The following is an 18,738-nucleotide window of genomic DNA, read 5'->3' on the forward strand; positions in this document are numbered from 1 at the left end:
TCACCAACGAGGTCAAGACAGAGACACTCACTCTCCTCGGGGTCGGTCCCGGCGGCACCGACCTGACCCAGACCTTCGTCCTGCAGCCCTTCAGCTTCGGCTTCCAGATCCTCGGCCAGCTCATCGTCGCCCCCGGCGGCACCGAGCTGATGCGCATCCAGGGCGGCATCTACCTCAACATCTCGGCCAACCCGCCGACGCCCTCGATGGAGCTCTTCCTCACCGGCCGACTCTCGTTCGGCTCGGGATCGGCTCAGCTCGAGTACGGCTCGGTGACGGGCGTGCTGATGATCTCGACGCGCTTCAACTCCGCCACCGGCGAGATCCCGGGCGTCGCCGGCAGCATCCGCGTCTCCACCGGCGTCGGCATCGGCCTGCCCAACATCGGCTCGCTGTTCTCGGCCACCGGGTCGGTCAACATCATCTTCAACACCACCTTCGCCGACCAGACCTTCGTGGTTCCCGACGCCTTCCTGCCGCTGCTGCTTCCCGGCCAGTCGCCGTCGTTCTTCATCCCGAAGGGACCGCCGGGCATCGACGGTCTCCCCAACCCGAACGTGGCAGCGTCCGTCTACATCGTCGCCAGCATCCAGGCAGAGCTCACCATCGCGGGACTCCTGACCTTCAGCGGGTTCATCAGCATCACGGCAGCCGCGGGTCCGCAGGGTGCCTACCTGCAGCTCGACGGCATGGTGGGAGTGACGGTCCCGCTCCTCGGCGCGATGACGGGTGCGATCAACCTGCAGGTGTTCGTCGGCGAGCGCACCGGCGTCGTCGGTCGCATCCAGCTCACGCGGGGGTCGAACGTGATCCCCGGCCTCTCGCTCAACGGGCAGTTCCTGCTCGAGATCAACACCTTCAGCACCCAGCAGACGATCACCACGTTCGCCGTCGACACCGAGACCGTCAACGGGCAGCCGGTCTTCGGCGGGTTCCGCCGCGACGGCAACGGCAAGCTGATGACCCAGTCGCAGACGCTCGGCGTCGTGGCGGGCTTCCGGCTCGAGATGTACGGGTCGCTGAAGGTCATGGATGTGCTCGACATCACCGGACACGTGGTGCTGACCATCAGCGCGAGCGAGGTCTCGCTGCTTGTCAACGGCCGCGCGGCGCTCGCGCCGTTCGGTGAGCTCACCATCGTCGACTCCGGCTTCATCATCAACGGGCAGGGAGTCGTCGCGCGGTTCGCGATCGCGCTGGATGTCGGGTTCGGCTCGGCGATCGATCTCGGCTTCTCCGCCAGTGCGCTCATCCAGCTCAACACCACCGGCTCCGCGAAGATGATCGGCTCGACCAGCGTCGCACCCGGTTTCCTGCTCCGCCTCGACGGCTCGATCAACTTCCTCGGCTTCGCGCGCGGCTCGGGCTTCGCCGAGATCCGCATCGCCGCCGGCGCATTCGAGATGGCGTTCGGGGTGGCGTTCGACCTCGCGGGGCTCAAATTCAACGCCAACGGCGTCGCGGGCATCTACAGCAACGGGTTCGTCATGTCGGTCGCCGTGAGCGCCTCGGCCGACGCGTTCGTCTTCAGCCTGAGCGCGAGCGGGATGCTGCGGATCAACACCCTCGGCGTCGCCCGCAACGGCGTGGACCCCGGCTTCAAGCTGCAGCTGACGGGGTCGGTGACCCTCCTCAAGCTCTTCAGCTTCAACGCCGGGTTCACGATCGAGGTCGGCAAGACCAGCGCGACCGACACCACGTACGCGGCCGGCGACTGGTACCTCGACGCGTACGCGGGGCTGTCGTTCTTCGGCTTCGACCTCTCGGGCAAGATCTTCCTCAGCTCCAACGGCGACTTCGAGCTGATCCTGTCGGGCAAGATGCGCCTCGGCGGCAGCTTCATGGGCATCCGCGGCGACTTCTCGCTCCGCGTCGCGTTCCTGACCCATGAAGAGGACGGCATCGTCTGGTACGAGCTGTTCATCGGCGGCTCGGCGAGCGTCGAGGTGTACTTCGACTTCAAGCTGTTCGAGATCAGCCTCGGCATCGGCCTCGATCTCTCGGTCTCGGCGAACTCGAAGAACGTCGACGACCAGGGTCGCGCCCCGCTCGACTTCCGGGTCACGGTGCGCTTCAAGGTGCTCGGCACCTGGTACTCGCGCAGCGCCACGATCCAGCTCGGCACCGTCACCTTCCCGGTCGTGCCGTATCTCGCCAGCAACAACCGCTCCGACCAGTCCGACCCGTTCCTGCACCGCAAGCAATGGACCGAGAACGACCGAAACCTCTATCTGAACGTCGGCAGCCAGGAGCGGCGCACCTCGCGCATGGTCTCGACGGGGGTCACGAACGAGACCGTGTACATCGAGCAGGTCGGCGCCCTCGACGTGAACGGCCGCGCGACCATCAAGATCACCGCGTTCGGGCACTCCCGCACGTACGCGAACGTCGAGCGGATCTACGCGTTCTTCGGCAACGGCATCGACAACGTCACGGTCGACCCGGGCGTTGCGATTCCGGTCACGATCCACGGCGAGGACGATGCCGACACGATCCTGCTCCAGGGCTCGGGCCTCGGCAGCATCCTGAACGGCGGCTCGGGCTCCGACACCATCACGGTCGCCGGCACCGCGACCGCGACCGTCGACGGCGGCGCCGGCAACGACGTGCTCCGCCACACCGGCTCGGGCGCCGTCGTCTTCAACGGCGGTGACGACGACGACACGCTCATCGGCAACGTCATCGGCGACGAACTCCACGGCGACGACGGCGACGACACGCTGTCGGGCCTTGCCCGCCTCTACAGCGGCGGTGCGGGCGATGACCTCATCACCGTCACCGCGGCGGTCTTCACCTCGCCAGTGCTCCAGGTCGTCTCCGGCGGCACCGGCACCGACAAGCTGACGATGCTGCTCGGTGGCGCGTCCGACCTGCTGACGATCACGAACCCCCTCACCGGCATCCTCAGCCACACGCTCGGGGGCGTCACCCGCACGACATCGGGCATCGAGAACCTCGTCATCCTGGCCGGCGGCGGCTCCGACCAGATCACGCTCGACGACATCACCGCGAACGGCTCGGGCCTCGTCGGCATCGAGATCGACCTCGGCTCGGGCAGCACCGACCGCGTGACGATCCTGGGCTCGAACACCGCCGACGACAGCTTCACGATCTCCACCGACGGCCTCCGGACCAAGGTGGTGCGCCTGTCGGACTACACCGTGTTCATCGGCGGCGGCGTGCGCGCGCAGGGCGACGCCCTCGTGGTCGACGCGCGCGGCGGCGATGACTTCATCAGCGCACTCGGCGTCACCGCCGACCAGCTCGCGCTCACCCTCCGCGGCGGTGACGACGACGACATCCTCATCGGGTCGCGGTTCGACGACATCCTCGACTCGGGGCTCGGCGACGACATCGTCACGGGCGGCCTGGGTCAGGACACGTTCGAGGATGCCGGCGGCTTCGACACCCTGCTCGAATCCTTCACGACCGGCGACTTCGGCCTCTACGACAACCTGTTCGTCGTCGGACTCGCCGTCGGCACCGACTTCGGCGTCGGTGCGATCGCCGAAGACCTCAAGGGCATCTTCGAGGTCGCCGACCTCAGCTCGACCGGCACGGGCGCGACGACGATCCTCGTCGGCGATGCCGACGGCACCGTGCAGGTCGCCGGTGTCACCCGCGCCGCGAGCCCGTGGACCGGCATCGCGTTCCTCGACGCGGGCGCCGGAAACGACCTCGTCCGCATCGAGCTGACCCGCTCGACCGGCATGGCCGTCCACATCAGCGACTCCGCCGGCACCGATCGCCTCGAGGTGTGGGGGTCGACGGCACCCGACGACCTCATCATCGACGTCGTGGGCTCGCCGCCCACCGGCACCGAGGCGAACCGCATCCGGCGTGTCTCGTTCAGCAGCACCGGCGCGATGACCCTTCTCGGCACCATCACCCACGCGGGTGTCGAGCTCGTGCAGATCCGCACCCTCACCGGCGGCGACCGCGTCGCGGTGCGCGCGATCGGCGTCGAGCACCGCATCTTCACCGGCGAGCACACCGACATCGTCGCCGTCGGCTCGCTGGCGGCGGGCGCCGGCACGACCAGCACCGTGTGGACGAACGCCGGCGGCAACGTCAACGCGATCAGCGCGCTGCTCGTCGTCGACGGTGGCACGGGTCCGGGCGAGATCGCCGGGAGCGACCTGCTCTCGATCGACGACACCGGCGACACCCTCGGGAACATCGGCGAGCTGACGACCACCCGGATCACCGGGCTCGGCACGAGCGCCGGCATCACGTACACGACGTTCGAGCAGCTCACGATCGATCTCGGCTCGGGCGGCGACACCTTCACCATCCACACCACCCACGGCGGCACGACCGCTCTCACAACCCGCAACGGCGGCGATCGCGTGAACATCCGCGCGGTGTCGGGCGCGACCTCGGTCGACACCGGCGCCGGCAACGACACCATCCGGGTGAGCAGCGAGGTCCTCGACACCGCTGACGGCGTGGTCACCGGCATCGCAGCGCCGCTGACGCTCGCCGGCGGCGCCGACAACGACACCCTGGTCGTCGACGACGCGGCGACGACGCTCGACCGCGTCGGCGTCGTCACCGGCACCACGATCTCGGGGCTCGGCATGACCGGCGGCGCGCCGACTCCGAGCCTCGTGCAGGTCGTCACCGTGCTGGGCGCCGTCAACGGCCGCTTCACCCTCACCGTCACCGGCTTCACAGCCACCGCGCAGCTCGCGTTCGACGCCACCGCAGCGCAGGTGCAGACGGCGCTCGAAGCACGCGTCGGCGCCGGCAACGTCGTGGTCACCAAGGCCGGCGGCCGCTGGACGATCGCCTGGACCGGAGCCCTCGCAGGCGCAGCCGGCCGCACGCGCCTCATCACCCTCGGCGCCGTCGCCGGCCACGCGCTCGTGGCGGGTCCCGGCGGATCGGTCACGACGGGCGTCGTTCGGATGACCGACGGACAGATCGGCTACACGCTGTTCGAGGCGCTCGACCTCACGCTCGGATCGGGCTCCGACGTGCTCAACGTCGACTCGACGCACACCGGCTCGACGATCGTCCACGCGGCGAACGGAAACGACCGCGTCTTCGTCGAGGCGCTCTCGGGCACCACGACCATCCAGGGCCAGGCCGGCGACGACTGGCTCGTCGTGAACGCGGCGCCGGGCCCCGTCGGCATCAACCCGATGGCGGGCACCTTCGCTCTCGACCTCGACGGCGGCGCGAACTCGGACTACTTCCTCATCGACCTCTTCGGCGTCGGCAGCAGCCGCATCAACACGCTCGACGTCATCGACGGCGGCACGAACGTGCTGGTCGTCAACGGCTCGGTGCTCAACGACACGTTCCTCTTCCGTCGCGGCACCGGCCCCGCCGCGAACCGCGCGCTCATCGCACAGCTCTCGCAGCCGTCCCCCACGGTCCCTGGGCAGTTCGGTGCGGTCGAGAAGGTCACCTACGGGGCCGAGATCACCGGCGGCATCGTCGTCAACGGACTCGCCGGCGACGACAGCTTCGCCTTCGACGACACCGCGTCGGTGCTCACCGTCAACGGCGACTCGGGCAACGACCGGTTCCGCTTCGGCCAGCTGTACACCGCGTACACCGGCGACAACGAGTTCCCGGCATCCGCCTTCTTCGCATCCACCCGTGGCAAGCTCACTAGCGGCGTCTCGTTCACCGCCTCCGCATACGGCGGCACCGGCGACGACGTGTTCGAGGTGTTCCGCAACGTCGCGACCCTCAACCTGTACGGCGATGCCGGAGACGACACCTTCGTCATCCGCTCGTTCGTGGGCGAGTCCGAGCTCACCGCGCTCAACGCCGGCGAAGGCCGCAATTTCATCCAGTACGCCTCGAACGCGCCCGTCAACATCGACGGCGGCTCGGGCTACGACCTCGTCGTCATCATCGGCACCGAATTCAACGACACCTTCGTCGTCACCTCGGGCGGTGTCTACGGCGCGGGCCGGGTCATCCGCTACACCAACGTCGAGAAGGTCTCGATCTACGGCATGGAGGGCAACGACGTCTTCCACGTGCTGTCGACGAACCCGGCGGTCGAGCTGTCGATCTTCGGCGGGCTCGGCTCCGACCGGATCGAGGTCGGCAGCGCGGCTCCCGCCGTGCAGGCGAACGACCTACTCGGCCACACCGGCCTCGTGCGGCACTCGGTCGAGAGCAGTGTCGCCAACAGCGCGTGGGCGCTCATCCCGGTCGACGGCATCGCGACCGAGATCATGGACAACGACGAACCCACCGTCGTCGTCGCCCCCGTCGGCGGATCGCTCGCCGTGACCGAGGGCAACGGATGGCGGCAGGTGAGCGTGCGGCTCACGCAGGCGTCGGCATCCGAGGTGCGGGTCACCCTCGTCGCTCCGGCAATCGACCCGACCTCGACGAGCCGCGCCCGTTACATCGAGCTCTCGGTCGACGACGGCGCCACGTGGCAGACCTCGGTGACACTCATCTTCGCCGCCGGCAGCACCGCGCAGCGGACGGTGAAGGTCCGCGCGATCGCCGACCTCGCCGCCGAGGGCGAATGGTTCGCGCCGATCGACGCGATCGTCACGGGCGGCTCGTACGCCGGTGCGCTCGTCGCGACGACCTTCGTGCGGGTGCTCGACGACGATGCCCCCGAAGTGCCCGTCGTGCTGCCGGACGGCGGCATCCGAGTCATCGAGCCGGCCGGCGCGGGCGGCACGAGCGCACTATACGAAGTTCGCATCACGGCGGTGCCGCGCGGCGCCGTCATCGTGCGGGTCTCGGCCCCCACGGGCCTGCAGATCTCGCCGAACGGCACGACCGGCTGGGCGCAGTTCCTCGATCTGGTGTTCGGAGCGCCCGGCACACGCACCGTCCACGTGCGCGCGTTCGACGACGCGTTCGTCGAGGGCCAGCACGTGCAGGCGATCACCGCGGTCGTCACGAGCACCGACCGCCTCGTCGGCGAGGTGGGTGGTGCGGGCGGCCTCGCGAGCGAGTTCGGCTTCAGCGGCTTCAGCGGCACCGCGGGTGTGCTGAAGGGCCAGTGGATCCGCATCACGAGCGGCGACGGCGCCGGCCAGGTGCGGCGCATCTGGAACAACACCACCACGATGATCGAGATCGAAGGCGAGTGGGATGTCGTGCCTCTCAACGGTGACGACTTCGACATCATCGGCTACACCGCGCCGGTCGTTCAGAACGAGATCGTGCGCACCGTGACGGCCATCTCGGAAGACCACCGCACCGTCACCCTCAACGGCGTCTCGCTGCCGCCGAGCACCGGCTCCGACGGCGGCCTCACCGGAGCCCTGCTGCGCCTCGTGGGCGCCAACGGCACCGCCACCTATCGCACGATCGCGTCCAACACCGCGAACACCATCACCGTGACCGACGCGTGGGGCAGCGCGCTCGTCGTCGGCGGCGAGGTCTACGTCGCCGAACTCGTCGGCGCGATCGTCGACCGCGTGAGCGTGCTCGTGCACGACGGCGACACCCGCGGCGTCGTGATCACGCCGATCGGCGGCGATATCCGCCTCGTCGAGGGTGCCGGCGCCGGCGAGTTCGGCGAGACCGCGAGCTACAGCGTGCGTCTCACGCAGGCGCCGGTCGGTGAAGACGTCACGATCGTGCTCGACGCGATCGCGTCGTTCACCCTCGACGTCAACAGTGATCAGGACAGTGACCCGGACAGCTGCGGCACCCCGAACGGCTGCTTCGCCCGCCAGCTGCAATTCTGGGACGGCTCGAACTGGGTGTACGAGCTGCGGCTGACCTTCACCGCCGCGAACTGGGCGACCGCGCGACTCGTCATGATCCGCGCGTACGACGACGACAAGATCGACGGCGACGACGTGCAGGAGTTCGCCGACGCCGCGCGTCGCGTGCACCTCATCCAGGGTCCGCTGTACGTCTCGGGCGGCGACGACCCGAACCCGCCTGTCGCGCTCGAACTCGACGACTACCTGCCGATCGTGCTGCCGGGCGAGGTGTCGGGCCACCCGCTGCCGGTCACGGCGAGCTCGGGCCAGGCGATCGAGACCGCGCAGGTCGACACCCTCGTGATCCACAACGAAGACAGCCCCGCGCACGACGAGGGCGTCCTTACGCGCGACCGCATCACCGGCCTCGGCATGGCGGACGACTACTCGCTGGCCGGCCGGCCGGTGCTGGGCGGCATCCGCTACGCGCAGTTCGAAGACCTGACGATCCTGCTCGGCTACGGAAACGACACCTTCACGATCGAGAACACGCACGCGGGCACCACGACGGTGAACGCGGGTCCGGGCAACGACGTGCTCACGATCCGCACGATCGACGGCCACACCCGTGTGATCGGCGGCCCCGCCGTCGGCGGCGAGGCGCTGCTGGGCGCGACCGACAACGACCGGTTCGAGGTCGGCTCGGCGCTCGCGGTGCTGAACCTCCTCCGCGCGCTGCTCGTGCTCGAGGGCGGCGTCGGCAGCGACGTCGCGAACCTGACCGACGCGGGGGACAACACCGGCGACCTGGGCTGGCTCACGCAGGACACCCTCACGGGTCTAGACATGGAGCCTCGCACCGGCGACGACGAGCTCGGCCGGCCGCTCGACCGCGTCTACGCCGTCACCCCGCGCGGCACGACGTTCACGATCGTGCTGTCGCAGACGCAGGGCACCTCGACCACCGGCATCGGCGCCGTGACCTTCGCCGCCGGAGTCGACGCCGAGACGGTGCGCGCGGCGCTGCAGTCGCTGCTGTTCCCGACCACGCCGCTCGCCGACGAGGGCGTCTCGATGAGCTGCGGCAAGCAGAACGCCACGCGGTGCGCCGCGAGCGTCTATGTCTGGCTCGTCGGCGGCACGTACGTCATCGGCTTCCGCGGCGAGGTCAACGAAGACACCGATTCCCCCATCGCGATCCAGCTCTCGGCGCTGGGTGCGACGGCGACGGATGCCGCCGCCGACGCGCCGAGCGGCGCCGGCATCCGCTACCACGGCCTCGAGACCCTCAACCTCGCTCTAGGCGCGGGCCTGGACGTCCTCAACATCCGCGGCACGCTCCCGGTCACCAACGTCTCGCTCGGCGGCGGCAACGACCGCGTGTACATCTCGTCCGAGGCCGACGTCGCTCACGGCAGCAAGCCGCAGTTCCTCGCCGGTCACCTCGACGACATCGACGGAACGCTCAACCTCGACCTCGGCACCGGGCGCCACACGCTCCTGCTGAGCGACGAGGGCGCGAGCGTCGGCGACGGCACGAGCACAGCGCCCGTCCGCATCACCGACGTCCACGTTCCGGGCCTCAGCCTCGACGCCGACGGCGAGATCTTCGTCGTCGGACTCTCCACCGGCGCCATCTCGTGGCGGGCGGATGACGCCGCCGGCGACTTCGCGGACGGCATCCGCATCTGGACGAGCGGTCTTCGCGACGTGATCAGCATCGACGGAACGCACACGCGCAGCTCGGTGCGCACGACCACGTGGCTCAACACCGGCCTCGGCAGCGACACGGTCACCGTCGACCTGAAGGCGAACGAGGACGGCTTCTTCGTCCTGAACACGCAGGGCCCGAACGACAACGTGCTCGATCTCGGCGACATCCTCGACGACGGCGACGAGCCGGTCCGCCCCGATGTGGTGGTCGCCGTCACCGTCACGCGCGGCGGCACGACGACCACGATCGACGCGGGGCGCTACGTCACCTCGTCGCTCCTCGACACGATCGGCCTGTTCGACTCGCTGCTCCCCGGCGACATCGTGCGGGTGGCGCTGCACCTCACGTCGTGGACCGAGCAGTCCGCCGACACGTACGACCTCGGCTCGACCACCGGCCTCGTCGGCTACCGGGTGTGGGTGAACGGGCGGCTGCTCGACGCCTCCGAGATCACGCTCACCGCCACCGGCATCCTCGAATTCGACGCCGAGGACCAGCGCGACGGACGCGATGCGCACGTGGTCGTCGAGGTGACCCGCTCGAGCACGCGGCAGTTCCTGATGCCCGCGACCGGCGCGATCCTGCCGGGCGACGTGAGCGACGACGACACCGTGCACGGCAACGCCTCGACGCTGCCGCTCATCATCTTCGGCGGCATCGGCGCCGACACGATCCACGGCGGTGTCGGCGGCGACATCGTCTTCGGCGATCGCGGAATCGTGCGGTGGTTCAACGCGGCGGGTCAGATCGTGGCGCAGTCCGGCACCGGCGGTCCGGATGACTTCACCGACGGCACCGCACGCCCGGTCGGGCTCGTGTTCACGTTCGACCCGACGATCGGCGGGGCCGACGTCATCACGACCGGCATCGGCGCCGACATCGTCTTCGGCGGTGCAGCGGGTGACACGATAACCACCAACCGCGGCGAGAACGGCACGGCCGACGGGCGCGGTCTCGTGTTCGGCGACCACGGCCTCATCGACTGGGCGCAGGACGGGGATCTCGCCGACATCGACCGCCTGTGGTCGATCGACCCCGGGTTCGGCGGAGCAGATGTGATCTCGACCGGCCGCGGCGACGACCTGGTCGTCGGCGGCACGGGCGCGGACGCGATCGCGGTGTCGGACGGCCGCAACATCGTGCTCGGCGACAACGGCCGCTTCACCGCGACGAACGGTGCGACGCCGACGCCGCTGTGGGGCGCGCTGGGGCTCCCCGCGGGCGTCCTCGAGACGACCGATCCCCTCATCGGTGGCGCGGATGCCGTCAGCTCGGGCTCCGGCATCGACCTCGTGCTGGGCGGGGCGGACGGTGACACCATCGCGGTGGGCGCCGGCGCCGACGTCGTGGTCGGGGACCACGGCAGGATGACGTTCGCGGTCAAGACGGGCGCGCTGCACCTCATGTTCGTCGGCGTGATCGACAACGCCATCGGCGGTGCCGACACGATCCGCGGCCAGGCCGGTCAGGACGTCCTCATCGGCGGCGCGGGGGGTGACGGCATCGACGGCGGCACCGAGCAGGACCTCATCTTCGGCGACAACGTGACCCTCGACCGCACCGACCGCGCGGGCCTTCCCGACCGCTTCGGCGACCACACGAGTCCGCGTTTCCGGGTGCTCAGCAACGGCCAGATCTATAGCACGGCGGGTGCGGCCGCTGGCCAGGCCAACGTGACCGGCGCGGCGCGCAACAACCCGGCAGGCTCCACGGCGTGGAGCGACTTCGACATCATGTTCCTCGACCACGACCTCGCCACCCAGACCGGCGCCACAGACCGCTTCGGCGCCGACTACATCGCCGGCGGCGCGCACGACGACATGATCTTCGGCCAGCTGGGCAACGACGTGATCCAGGGCGACGGCTCGATCGAGGAGATCGTCGCGGCGGGTCGCAACGAAGACGGCGACCTCGTGCTGAACCCCTCCGTCGAAGATGCGACCGATGGCGACGACTACATCGAGGGCGGCGGGGGTAACGATGTGATCTTCGGCAACCTGGGTCGCGACGACATCATCGGCGGCAGCTCGGAGCTGTTCTCGCTGCTGACGAAGGCGCAGCGACCGGACGGCGCCGACCTCATCTTCGGCGGCGCCGGCACGCGGGTCGATCGCAACGACGCCACCACCCCGCTCCACGGCCGCGACTCCGACAACGTCGTGGGCGACAACGGCAACATCCTGCGCCTCGTGAACACGGGGGGCGCCTTCCTCGCCTTCACCTACGACAACTACGGCGAGACGGTGAAGCTGCTGCCGCGGGCGGTGCAGCTCCTCGACTACACGCCCGGCGGCCCCGACATCGACCCCGCGGTACTGGGCGTCGACGGCGACGTGTACGGCGGTGACGAAGTGCACGGCGAGGGCGGCGACGACACCGTCTACACCGGGGCCGGACGCGACGTGATCTTCGGCGACGCCGGTGACGACGACCTCATCGGCGGCTGGGGCCACGACTGGATCTCGGGCGGCACGGGCATCGACGGCATCCTCGGCGACGACGGCCGCATCTTCACCAGCCGCAACGGTCAGGCCGAGACGCTCAACGGCGTGATGACCGCGAACGGCCAGGTCGAGATCGCGAGCCCGGGGCGGGCCCAGGTGGCGCTCCTGTTCCCGAAGGACAAGCTCAACAAGCGCGTCGACCTGACGCCGTTCGCGGTGGACGGCGACATCCTCAACCCGCTGTACCTGGCGGAGTACGCGAACGACGTCCTCTTCGGCGGGTGGGACGGCGACTCCATCCACGGCGGATCGGGCGACGACGCGATCTCGGGCGCCGAAGCGCTGCCGGTCGGCTTCGGCGGCGCAGGCGCCGGCGTGCGCAGTGACTTCGCGCGGCCCTTCAACGACGGCACTCTGCTCGACTTCGACAACGCCGCCGGCGAGTTCGGCCGCTACGACGAGTACGCGCCGATGCTGAAGATCATGCTCGCCGGCGGCGAGTGGTTCCTCAACTTCAGCCACACCGAGGGCTTCCTCGACGCCGTCGCCACGACGACGCGCACCGACGGCGACGACGTTCTCTTCGGCGACCACGGCAACGACTGGATCGTCGGCGGTACCGGCCGTGACACCCTGTGGGGCGGCTGGGGCAACGATCTGCTCAACGCCGACGACGTGCTCACCACCAACGGCGGCCTCAACAACCAGCCCGACACGAACGTGTCGTACGAAGACCGCGCGTTCGGCGGCGCCGGCCTCGACGTCCTCATCGCCAACACCGGCGGCGACCGGCTCATCGACTGGGTCGGCGAGTTCAACAGCTACCTCGTGCCGTTCGCACCGTTCGGCCTCGGCACCGTCAGCCGCCAGGTGCCGCCGGCGCTCTACGACTTCCTCTACCGGCTGGGTGCGGCGCAGGGCGCCGACTTCACGATCGCACAGGAGTCGGGCGACATGTTCATCGCCCGCAACGGCGAGCCGTACGGCGAGCTGGGGCTCGTCACCCAGGCCGACCCGTTCTGGCAGGACCAGACCGGCGGCCCGCGCGACCCGCAGCCGGGGAACGTCCCGGGCGGCAAGCGCGACGTGCTGCGGTCGGCGACGTTCGGCACCACGAGCACCGAGGCGTTCCTCGCCGACTCGGGTGTGTTCACCGTCGACGGCGGCGCCCTGACGGTGACCGCAACCTCGACGGGCGGCGACGCGGCCGCGGTCTATTACATCGACCAGTACCTGCCGATCTACTACGAGATCCACGCGCAGGTGTACCTCACCAAGCCCACCGGCGGCTGGAAGGCGAACGCCTACGTCGTCTTCGATTACTTCTCAGCCACCGACTTCAAGTTCGCCGGCGTCGACCAGTCCACGAACAAACTCGTCATGGGCCGGCGCACCGCGGCGGGCTGGATCGTCGATGTGCAGACGTCGGTGTCGGGCGGTGTGAAATTCAACAAGTGGTACTCGATGCTGGTCGCCGTCAACGGCACGACCGTGTCGGTGATCCTCGACGGCGTCGCAGCGTTCACCCACACCTTCGCGCCGCGCTCGCTCGACGGCATCACCATCGCGCTGAACAAGGGTCTGGTCGGCGTCGGGTCGAGCCAGGCGCGCGGCAAGTTCGACAACATCTCGGTGCAGGTGCTGCCCCCGACCATCTCGCTCGACGTCACGGAGGAGTTCACCGGTGGCGCGGGCGTCGTCGGCGGCGTCGCGGGCACCTGGACAGCCGCATCGGGCTCGCTCACCGGCACCAAGGCTGCGAGCGCCCCGTCGGCCGTCGCGCTCGCCGGCATCGGCGGCTCGCTCAACGCGAACGCCTTCCTCGAGCTCACTGCAGCTGTCACGCTCACGGCAGGTGCCCGCGCCGGCATCGTCTACGACTGGTACAGCGCCACCGACTACAAGTTCATCGTGCTCGACCTCGCGACCGACTCCGCCGTCTTCGGCCATGTGATCGGCACCCAGACGATCGTCGACGAGACCGCGAGCATCGCGCTCGACGCCGGGGTGAAGTACACGATGCTCGTCACGATCAAGGGTGCGTCGGTATCGCTGGTGGTGAGCGGCGCGTTCATCCGCTCGCGGGCCTACAACGCAGCCCTCGCCGACGGGCGCTTCGGCCTCGTCGTGGCGGCGGGCACGGCATCCTTCGACGCCTTCCGCATCCGCACCGACGGGTTCGCGGCCCCGGCGGCGGTGAGCGTGCCGTCGACGCCGCCCGTGACCGAGCCGACCCCTCCGCCCACCGAGCCCGTGCCGCCGCCACCCACCGAGCCCGTGCCGCCGCCGACGACCGAGCCGGTGCCGCCGCCGGTCACCGAGCCGACGCCCGAGCCCGAGCCGACTCCGGAGCCGACCCCCACCCCGACGCCCGCGCCGACGCACCCCGGCAAGGGCAAGGGCAAGGGCTGAGCGCGCGCTTCAGATCGCGTCGAGCGCAGCGTCCACCGCGGCGACGATGTGGATCCGCGTCGTCGGGAACACCGGCACGGGGCTGTCGCCCGCGCCGACGAGCAGCTCGATCTCGGTGCAGCCGAGGATGATCCCCTCGGCGCCCCGGGCGACGAGCCGGTCGATCACGCCGCGGAAGAGCGCGCGCGACTCGTCGGTGACGACCCCGTGGACGAGCTCGGCATAGATCACGCCGTGCACCGCATCGATGTCGCGCTCGTCGGGAACGAGCACCGTGAGCCCGTGGGACGAGAGCCGCTCGCGCAGGAAGGGGCGACGCATCGTGAACGCGGTGCCCAGCAGCGCCACCGTCGTCACACCGGCTCGCGCCACGGCGGCCGCCGTGGCATCCGCGATGTGCAGCAGCGGCACGGTCACGGCGGCCTCGATGTCGGCGGCGACGAGGTGCATCGTGTTCGTGCACAGCAGGATCACCTCGGCTCCCGCGGCTTCGAGCGCGGCGGCGCGGGAGGCGAGCAGCATCCCGGCGTCATCCCATCGGCCTGCCCGCTGGAGCTCTTCGATGTCGGCGAAGTCGACCGAGTCGACGATGAGGCGCGCCGAGTGGAAGCCGCCGAGCCGCTCGCGCACCGTCTCGTTCGCGATGCGGTAGTACTCCGCGGTCGACTCCCAGCTCATCCCGCCCAGCAGCCCGATGGTCTTCATGCGCGCACCTCCCTGCCCCGCCACGCTACGGCACCGCGAGCGGGAAGCGGCGGCGCAGCACCACCCGCTGCGCGAGCGACCACGTCACCGTCGTCGTGAGGTAGAGGGTCGCGGCCAGCGGCACGAACATCGCGAACACGGCGGTCGCGAACTGCAGCACGCCGATCATGCGCGCAGCCGTGGGCCCGGCGAGCGGCGGCGCGTCCGCACTGTCGTCGATCGGCACGCGGAAGGCCCGCCGCGTGATCTCGGCGACCACCACGATGACGGCGATCAGCGCCCCGAACACGGCGAAGGTAGCCGGGGTGGCGGTGCCGGCGGCGATCGCGCCGACGAGGCTCGTGCCGAGCGGTACGCCGAAGAGCTCTTCGCTCAGCAGCGCATCGGGGTGGCCGGCGATCGTCGGGTGCACGAAGAGCGTGTACAGGATGCCGAGCACCGGGGCCTGCACGAGAAGCGGCAGGCAGCCCGCGAATGGCGAGGTGTTCTCGTCGGCGTAGAGCTTCATCGTCTCGCGCTGGAGGCGCTCGCGGTCGTTCCGGTGCCGCCGTTGCAGCTCGCGGAGGCGCGGCGCCAGGCGGCTGCGCGTCTGCTCGGCTCGGGCTTGCGAGATGGCGGTGGGGATGAGGGCGGCACGCACCACGAGGGTGATGAGGACGACGGATGCCGCGGCCGCGGCGGATCCGGTGAGGGGTTCGAGCAGGGCGGCGAGCCACATCAGCACGCCGGAGGCAGCGTCCAGGATCGCGGCGAGGGGTGGGAGGGCGAAGAGGTCCATGAGGGTGTCCGTTCGTGGGTGTCGGGGCGTCGGCGTATGGCCGCGACGCACCGGGGACACGACGGATCGCCCCGCTCAGGCGGGGCAGAAGGTCACCGGGGTTTACGCGGCCGAGGCCGCGAACCCGGGTGCTCGCGGACGCGCATGGCCCGCGGCATCCGGATGACTCTGCCCGAGCAGCGCCCCGACGTCGATCGCCCGGCGCGGGTGCGGCGCCGATCGACCGGCCGATGCCGGCAGCTCGAGGATCGCGGCGGCGAGGGCGAGCACCGCGACGGCGGCGACGGCGGCGACGGCGAGGGCCACGGCACTCGGCTCGGGCACCGCCACGAGGCCGAGCGCGGCGAGGAGCACGCGCACCAGCGAGCCGATCGACTCGAGCATGTGCACCACCCCCCTTTGCTGCGCCCACGCTAACACCACGACGGCGGCAGGATGCGGCATCCGCTGCACCGATCGGTGGCGCCGTTGCAGCGGGGTGCAGCCGTCGTGGGACGACGAGCGGTGCGCAGCGCGTAGGCTCAGGCGCTATGGCACTCGGAGCGACGATGTACACCTTCGCGGTGCAGCTGGCAGACGTCGATCGGGGCGTGTACGAAGACCTGTCGCTGCGCATGGCGCGGCATCCGTCCGAGACCGATGCGTTCATGGTGACTCGCCTGCTCGCGTACCTCCTCGAGTACGAGGAGGGGATCGTCTTCAGCGAGGGCATCTCGTCGAACGACGAACCCGCGGTGCTCGTGCGCGATCTCACCGGGCGCCTGACGGCCTGGATCGAGGTCGGCGCCCCTGACGCCGCCCGCCTGCACTACGGCAGCAAGCTCGCCGACCGCACCGCCGTGTACACGCATCGCGACCCGGCGAAGGTGATGGCGCCGTGGGCGGGCAAGAAGATCCACCGCGCCGAAGACATCCCGCTCTACAGCTTCGACCCGGGCTTCGTGGATGCCGCCGTCAACGCCGTCGAGCGCCGCAACGCCGTGACCCTGTCGATCACCGAGCGTCAGCTCTACCTCGAGCTCAACGGCACGTCACTGAGCTCGGCCGTGCACGAGCACCGCATCGACTGAGGGGCGGGGCCGGTGCAACGAGCACCGAGACGACGCAGAGTGCTGGCTACCCGCGCGTAGGCGACGATCTGCGTCGTCTCGGCGGCCCAGATGACCCGCGCATCAGCCGGCGAGCGGCAGCCGCACCGCGACGCGCGCGCCGCCGCCGTCGCCATTGCCCGCCGTCGCTTCACCGCCGTGGGCGCGCGCGATGCCGCGGACGATCGCGAGGCCGAGCCCCGCGGCGCCGGTGATGTCGATCCGGTGGGGTGAGCGCGCGGTATCGCCGCGCCAGCCGGCCTCGAACACCCTGTCGACCTCGCCCGCGGCGAACCCCGGTCCGTCGTCCCCCACGACCAGCAGGGCGGCGTCGCCGTCGCGGCTGACATCCACGCGAATGCCGCCGCCCGCCGGCGTGTGCTGCAGAGCATTGGCGAGCAGATTCGCGACGGCTCGTGCGAGCTGCCCGGCATCGGCCTCGACGGTGCCGGGGTCGGTAGCGACGACATCCAGCTCGACGCCGGCGGCCTCGGCGAGGGGGCGGAGATCGGATGCCGCGTCGCTCGCCACATCCGCCAGCGACACGCGCTCGCGGCGGAGGGGCAGCGTTCCGGCATCGATCTGCGAGACGGCGAACAGGTCCGACACCATCGCGTCGACACGATCGGTCTGCGCCACGATCTGCGCGATGTAGCGCTCGGGGTCGCGCGCGAGGCCGTCCTGCAGCGCCTCGGCCTGAGCGCGGATGCCGGCGAGCGGCACCCGCAGGTCGTGCGTGATGCGGGTGACGAGGTCGCGCCTCGTCACCTCCTGCTGCGCGATCTGCTCGCGCGCCGCCGTGAGGCGGGCATCCGACGCCGCCAGCTCTTCGAGCACGGCGCGGAACTCGCCCACCGCGATGGGACGGACTTCGACGGGGATGCCGTTGCCCAGGTCTTCGGCGGCGCCACGCAGCATGCGGGCCGAGCGCGAGATCTGCGACCCCACCAGCAGTGCCGCCACCACTGCCACCACTCCGCTCGTCACGGCGATCGTGATCGCGATGCGGGCGTCGTGCTCCGACAGGTACATCGCCTGCGCCGCCACGAGCACGCCGCCGGTCACCGACGCCACCGCGGCGACGACGATCGTCACCAGGTGCACCGCGATCGGCGCACGCGCCGCCCGCCGCAGCACCACCCACGCCACGAGCCCCACGCCCACGGCGATCCCGGCCGAGACGGCGACCACCCGAAGCACATCCGCCATCGTCACGAGCCGCCTCCCGACGCATCGGCGGGGGAGTCGTCGAAGCGGTAGCCGTAGCCCCACACCGTGACGAGGCGCAGGGGGGTCGCGGCATCCGTCTCGATCTTCTCGCGCAGGCGCCGCACGTGCACCGTCACCGTCGACAGGTCGCCGTGCTCCCAGCCCCAGACGCCCCGCAGCAGGTCTTCGCGCGAGAAGACCGTGCCGGGGCGACGGGCGAGGAAGACGAGCAGGTCGAACTCGCGCGTCGTGAGGGCGAGGCGATGGCCCTCGATCATCGCCGTGCGCGCAGCCGTGTCGATGCGGATGCCGGCACGGTCGACGATGGATGCCGGCGACCCCGCCGCGGCGACCTCTTCGACCGCGAGAGTGCGGCGCAGCACGGTCTGCACGCGCAGGGTGAGCTCGCGCGGCGAGAACGGCTTCGAGAGGTAGTCGTCGACGCCGGCTTCGAGACCGGCGATGCGATCGTCTTCGGCGCCGAGGGCGGTGAGCATGACGATCGGCACCGATCCGGTCGCCCGGATCCGCCGCGTCACCTCGACCCCGTCGATGCCGGGCAGCATGCGATCCAGCACGATCAGGTCGGGCGCGGCCGTCGCGACGACATCGAGCGCGGTGAAGGCGTCGGCGGCCTCGAGCACCCGGAAGCCGGCGTCTTCGAGGTACGCCCGGCACACCTCGACCACGGTCGCGTCGTCGTCGACGATGAGGACGACGCGCCCTTCCAGCATCCGATCGT

General features: G+C 70.3%; 7 protein-coding genes (1 of these 7 running past the window's edge). 2 read left to right on the forward strand and 5 right to left on the reverse strand.

Annotated elements, in window-relative coordinates; genetic code table 11:
* Nucleotides 1–14,216, forward strand: partial view of a hypothetical protein gene (locus FFS15_RS18590; protein ID WP_212743113.1) — the end only. 23,305 nt of this gene lie to the left of the window's left edge; the window shows 14,216 of its 37,521 coding nt (coding positions 23,306–37,521); its start codon lies beyond the left edge, outside the window; its stop codon occupies nucleotides 14,214–14,216.
* A gap of 9 nt (nucleotides 14,217–14,225) precedes the next feature.
* Here the strand turns inward: FFS15_RS18590 and FFS15_RS05500 are convergent, their stop codons facing one another.
* From FFS15_RS05500 to FFS15_RS05510, 3 genes are all read right to left on the reverse strand, one after another.
* On the reverse strand, nucleotides 14,226–14,921 hold the full coding sequence (locus FFS15_RS05500; RefSeq protein WP_137844010.1) for an aspartate/glutamate racemase family protein: 696 nt from the start codon (nucleotides 14,919–14,921) through the stop codon (nucleotides 14,226–14,228).
* A gap of 25 nt (nucleotides 14,922–14,946) precedes the next feature.
* Nucleotides 14,947–15,699: a membrane protein insertase YidC gene (yidC, locus tag FFS15_RS05505; protein ID WP_137844011.1), complete on the reverse strand. Its 753-nt coding sequence runs from the start codon at nucleotides 15,697–15,699 to the stop codon at nucleotides 14,947–14,949.
* Nucleotides 15,700–15,801: 102 nt separating this feature from the next.
* Complete coding sequence (locus tag FFS15_RS05510; protein ID WP_249353759.1) at nucleotides 15,802–16,143, reverse strand: DUF6412 domain-containing protein; 342 nt, start codon at nucleotides 16,141–16,143, stop codon at nucleotides 15,802–15,804.
* Nucleotides 16,144–16,229: 86 nt separating this feature from the next.
* Here FFS15_RS05510 and FFS15_RS05515 point away from each other — a divergent pair, with 86 nt between their 5' ends.
* The gene (locus tag FFS15_RS05515) at nucleotides 16,230–16,769 is read left to right on the forward strand and encodes a YaeQ family protein (protein WP_137844012.1); all 540 of its coding nucleotides are present in this window, start codon (nucleotides 16,230–16,232) and stop codon (nucleotides 16,767–16,769) included.
* 102 nt (nucleotides 16,770–16,871) lie between these two features.
* Here FFS15_RS05515 and FFS15_RS05520 read toward each other — a convergent pair whose 3' ends face one another.
* A complete protein-coding gene (locus FFS15_RS05520; protein ID WP_249353783.1) occupies nucleotides 16,872–17,996 on the reverse strand; it encodes a HAMP domain-containing sensor histidine kinase in 1,125 nt (374 codons plus the stop codon).
* A 2-nt stretch (nucleotides 17,997–17,998) separates the two neighbouring features.
* The gene (locus FFS15_RS05525) at nucleotides 17,999–18,730 is read right to left on the reverse strand and encodes a response regulator transcription factor (protein ID WP_137844137.1); all 732 of its coding nucleotides are present in this window, start codon (nucleotides 18,728–18,730) and stop codon (nucleotides 17,999–18,001) included.
* Nucleotides 18,731–18,738 lie beyond the last annotated feature (8 nt).

Origin of the sequence: Microbacterium sp. 2FI, from assembly GCF_005502885.1 — a bacterium.
In the GTDB taxonomy this organism is placed as follows: Bacteria; Actinomycetota; Actinomycetes; order Actinomycetales; family Microbacteriaceae; genus Microbacterium.

Coding starts and splice junctions, on each gene's coding strand:
- FFS15_RS05525 (WP_137844137.1), bottom strand. CDS start 18,730: ATGCTGGAAGGGCGCGTCGTCCTCATCGTCGACGACGACGCGACCGTG.
- FFS15_RS05510 (WP_249353759.1), bottom strand. CDS start 16,143: ATGCCGCATCCTGCCGCCGTCGTGGTGTTAGCGTGGGCGCAGCAAAGG.
- FFS15_RS05515 (WP_137844012.1), top strand. CDS start 16,230: ATGGCACTCGGAGCGACGATGTACACCTTCGCGGTGCAGCTGGCAGAC.
- yidC (WP_137844011.1), bottom strand. CDS start 15,699: ATGGACCTCTTCGCCCTCCCACCCCTCGCCGCGATCCTGGACGCTGCC.
- FFS15_RS05500 (WP_137844010.1), bottom strand. CDS start 14,921: ATGAAGACCATCGGGCTGCTGGGCGGGATGAGCTGGGAGTCGACCGCG.
- FFS15_RS05520 (WP_249353783.1), bottom strand. CDS start 17,996: ATGGCGGATGTGCTTCGGGTGGTCGCCGTCTCGGCCGGGATCGCCGTG.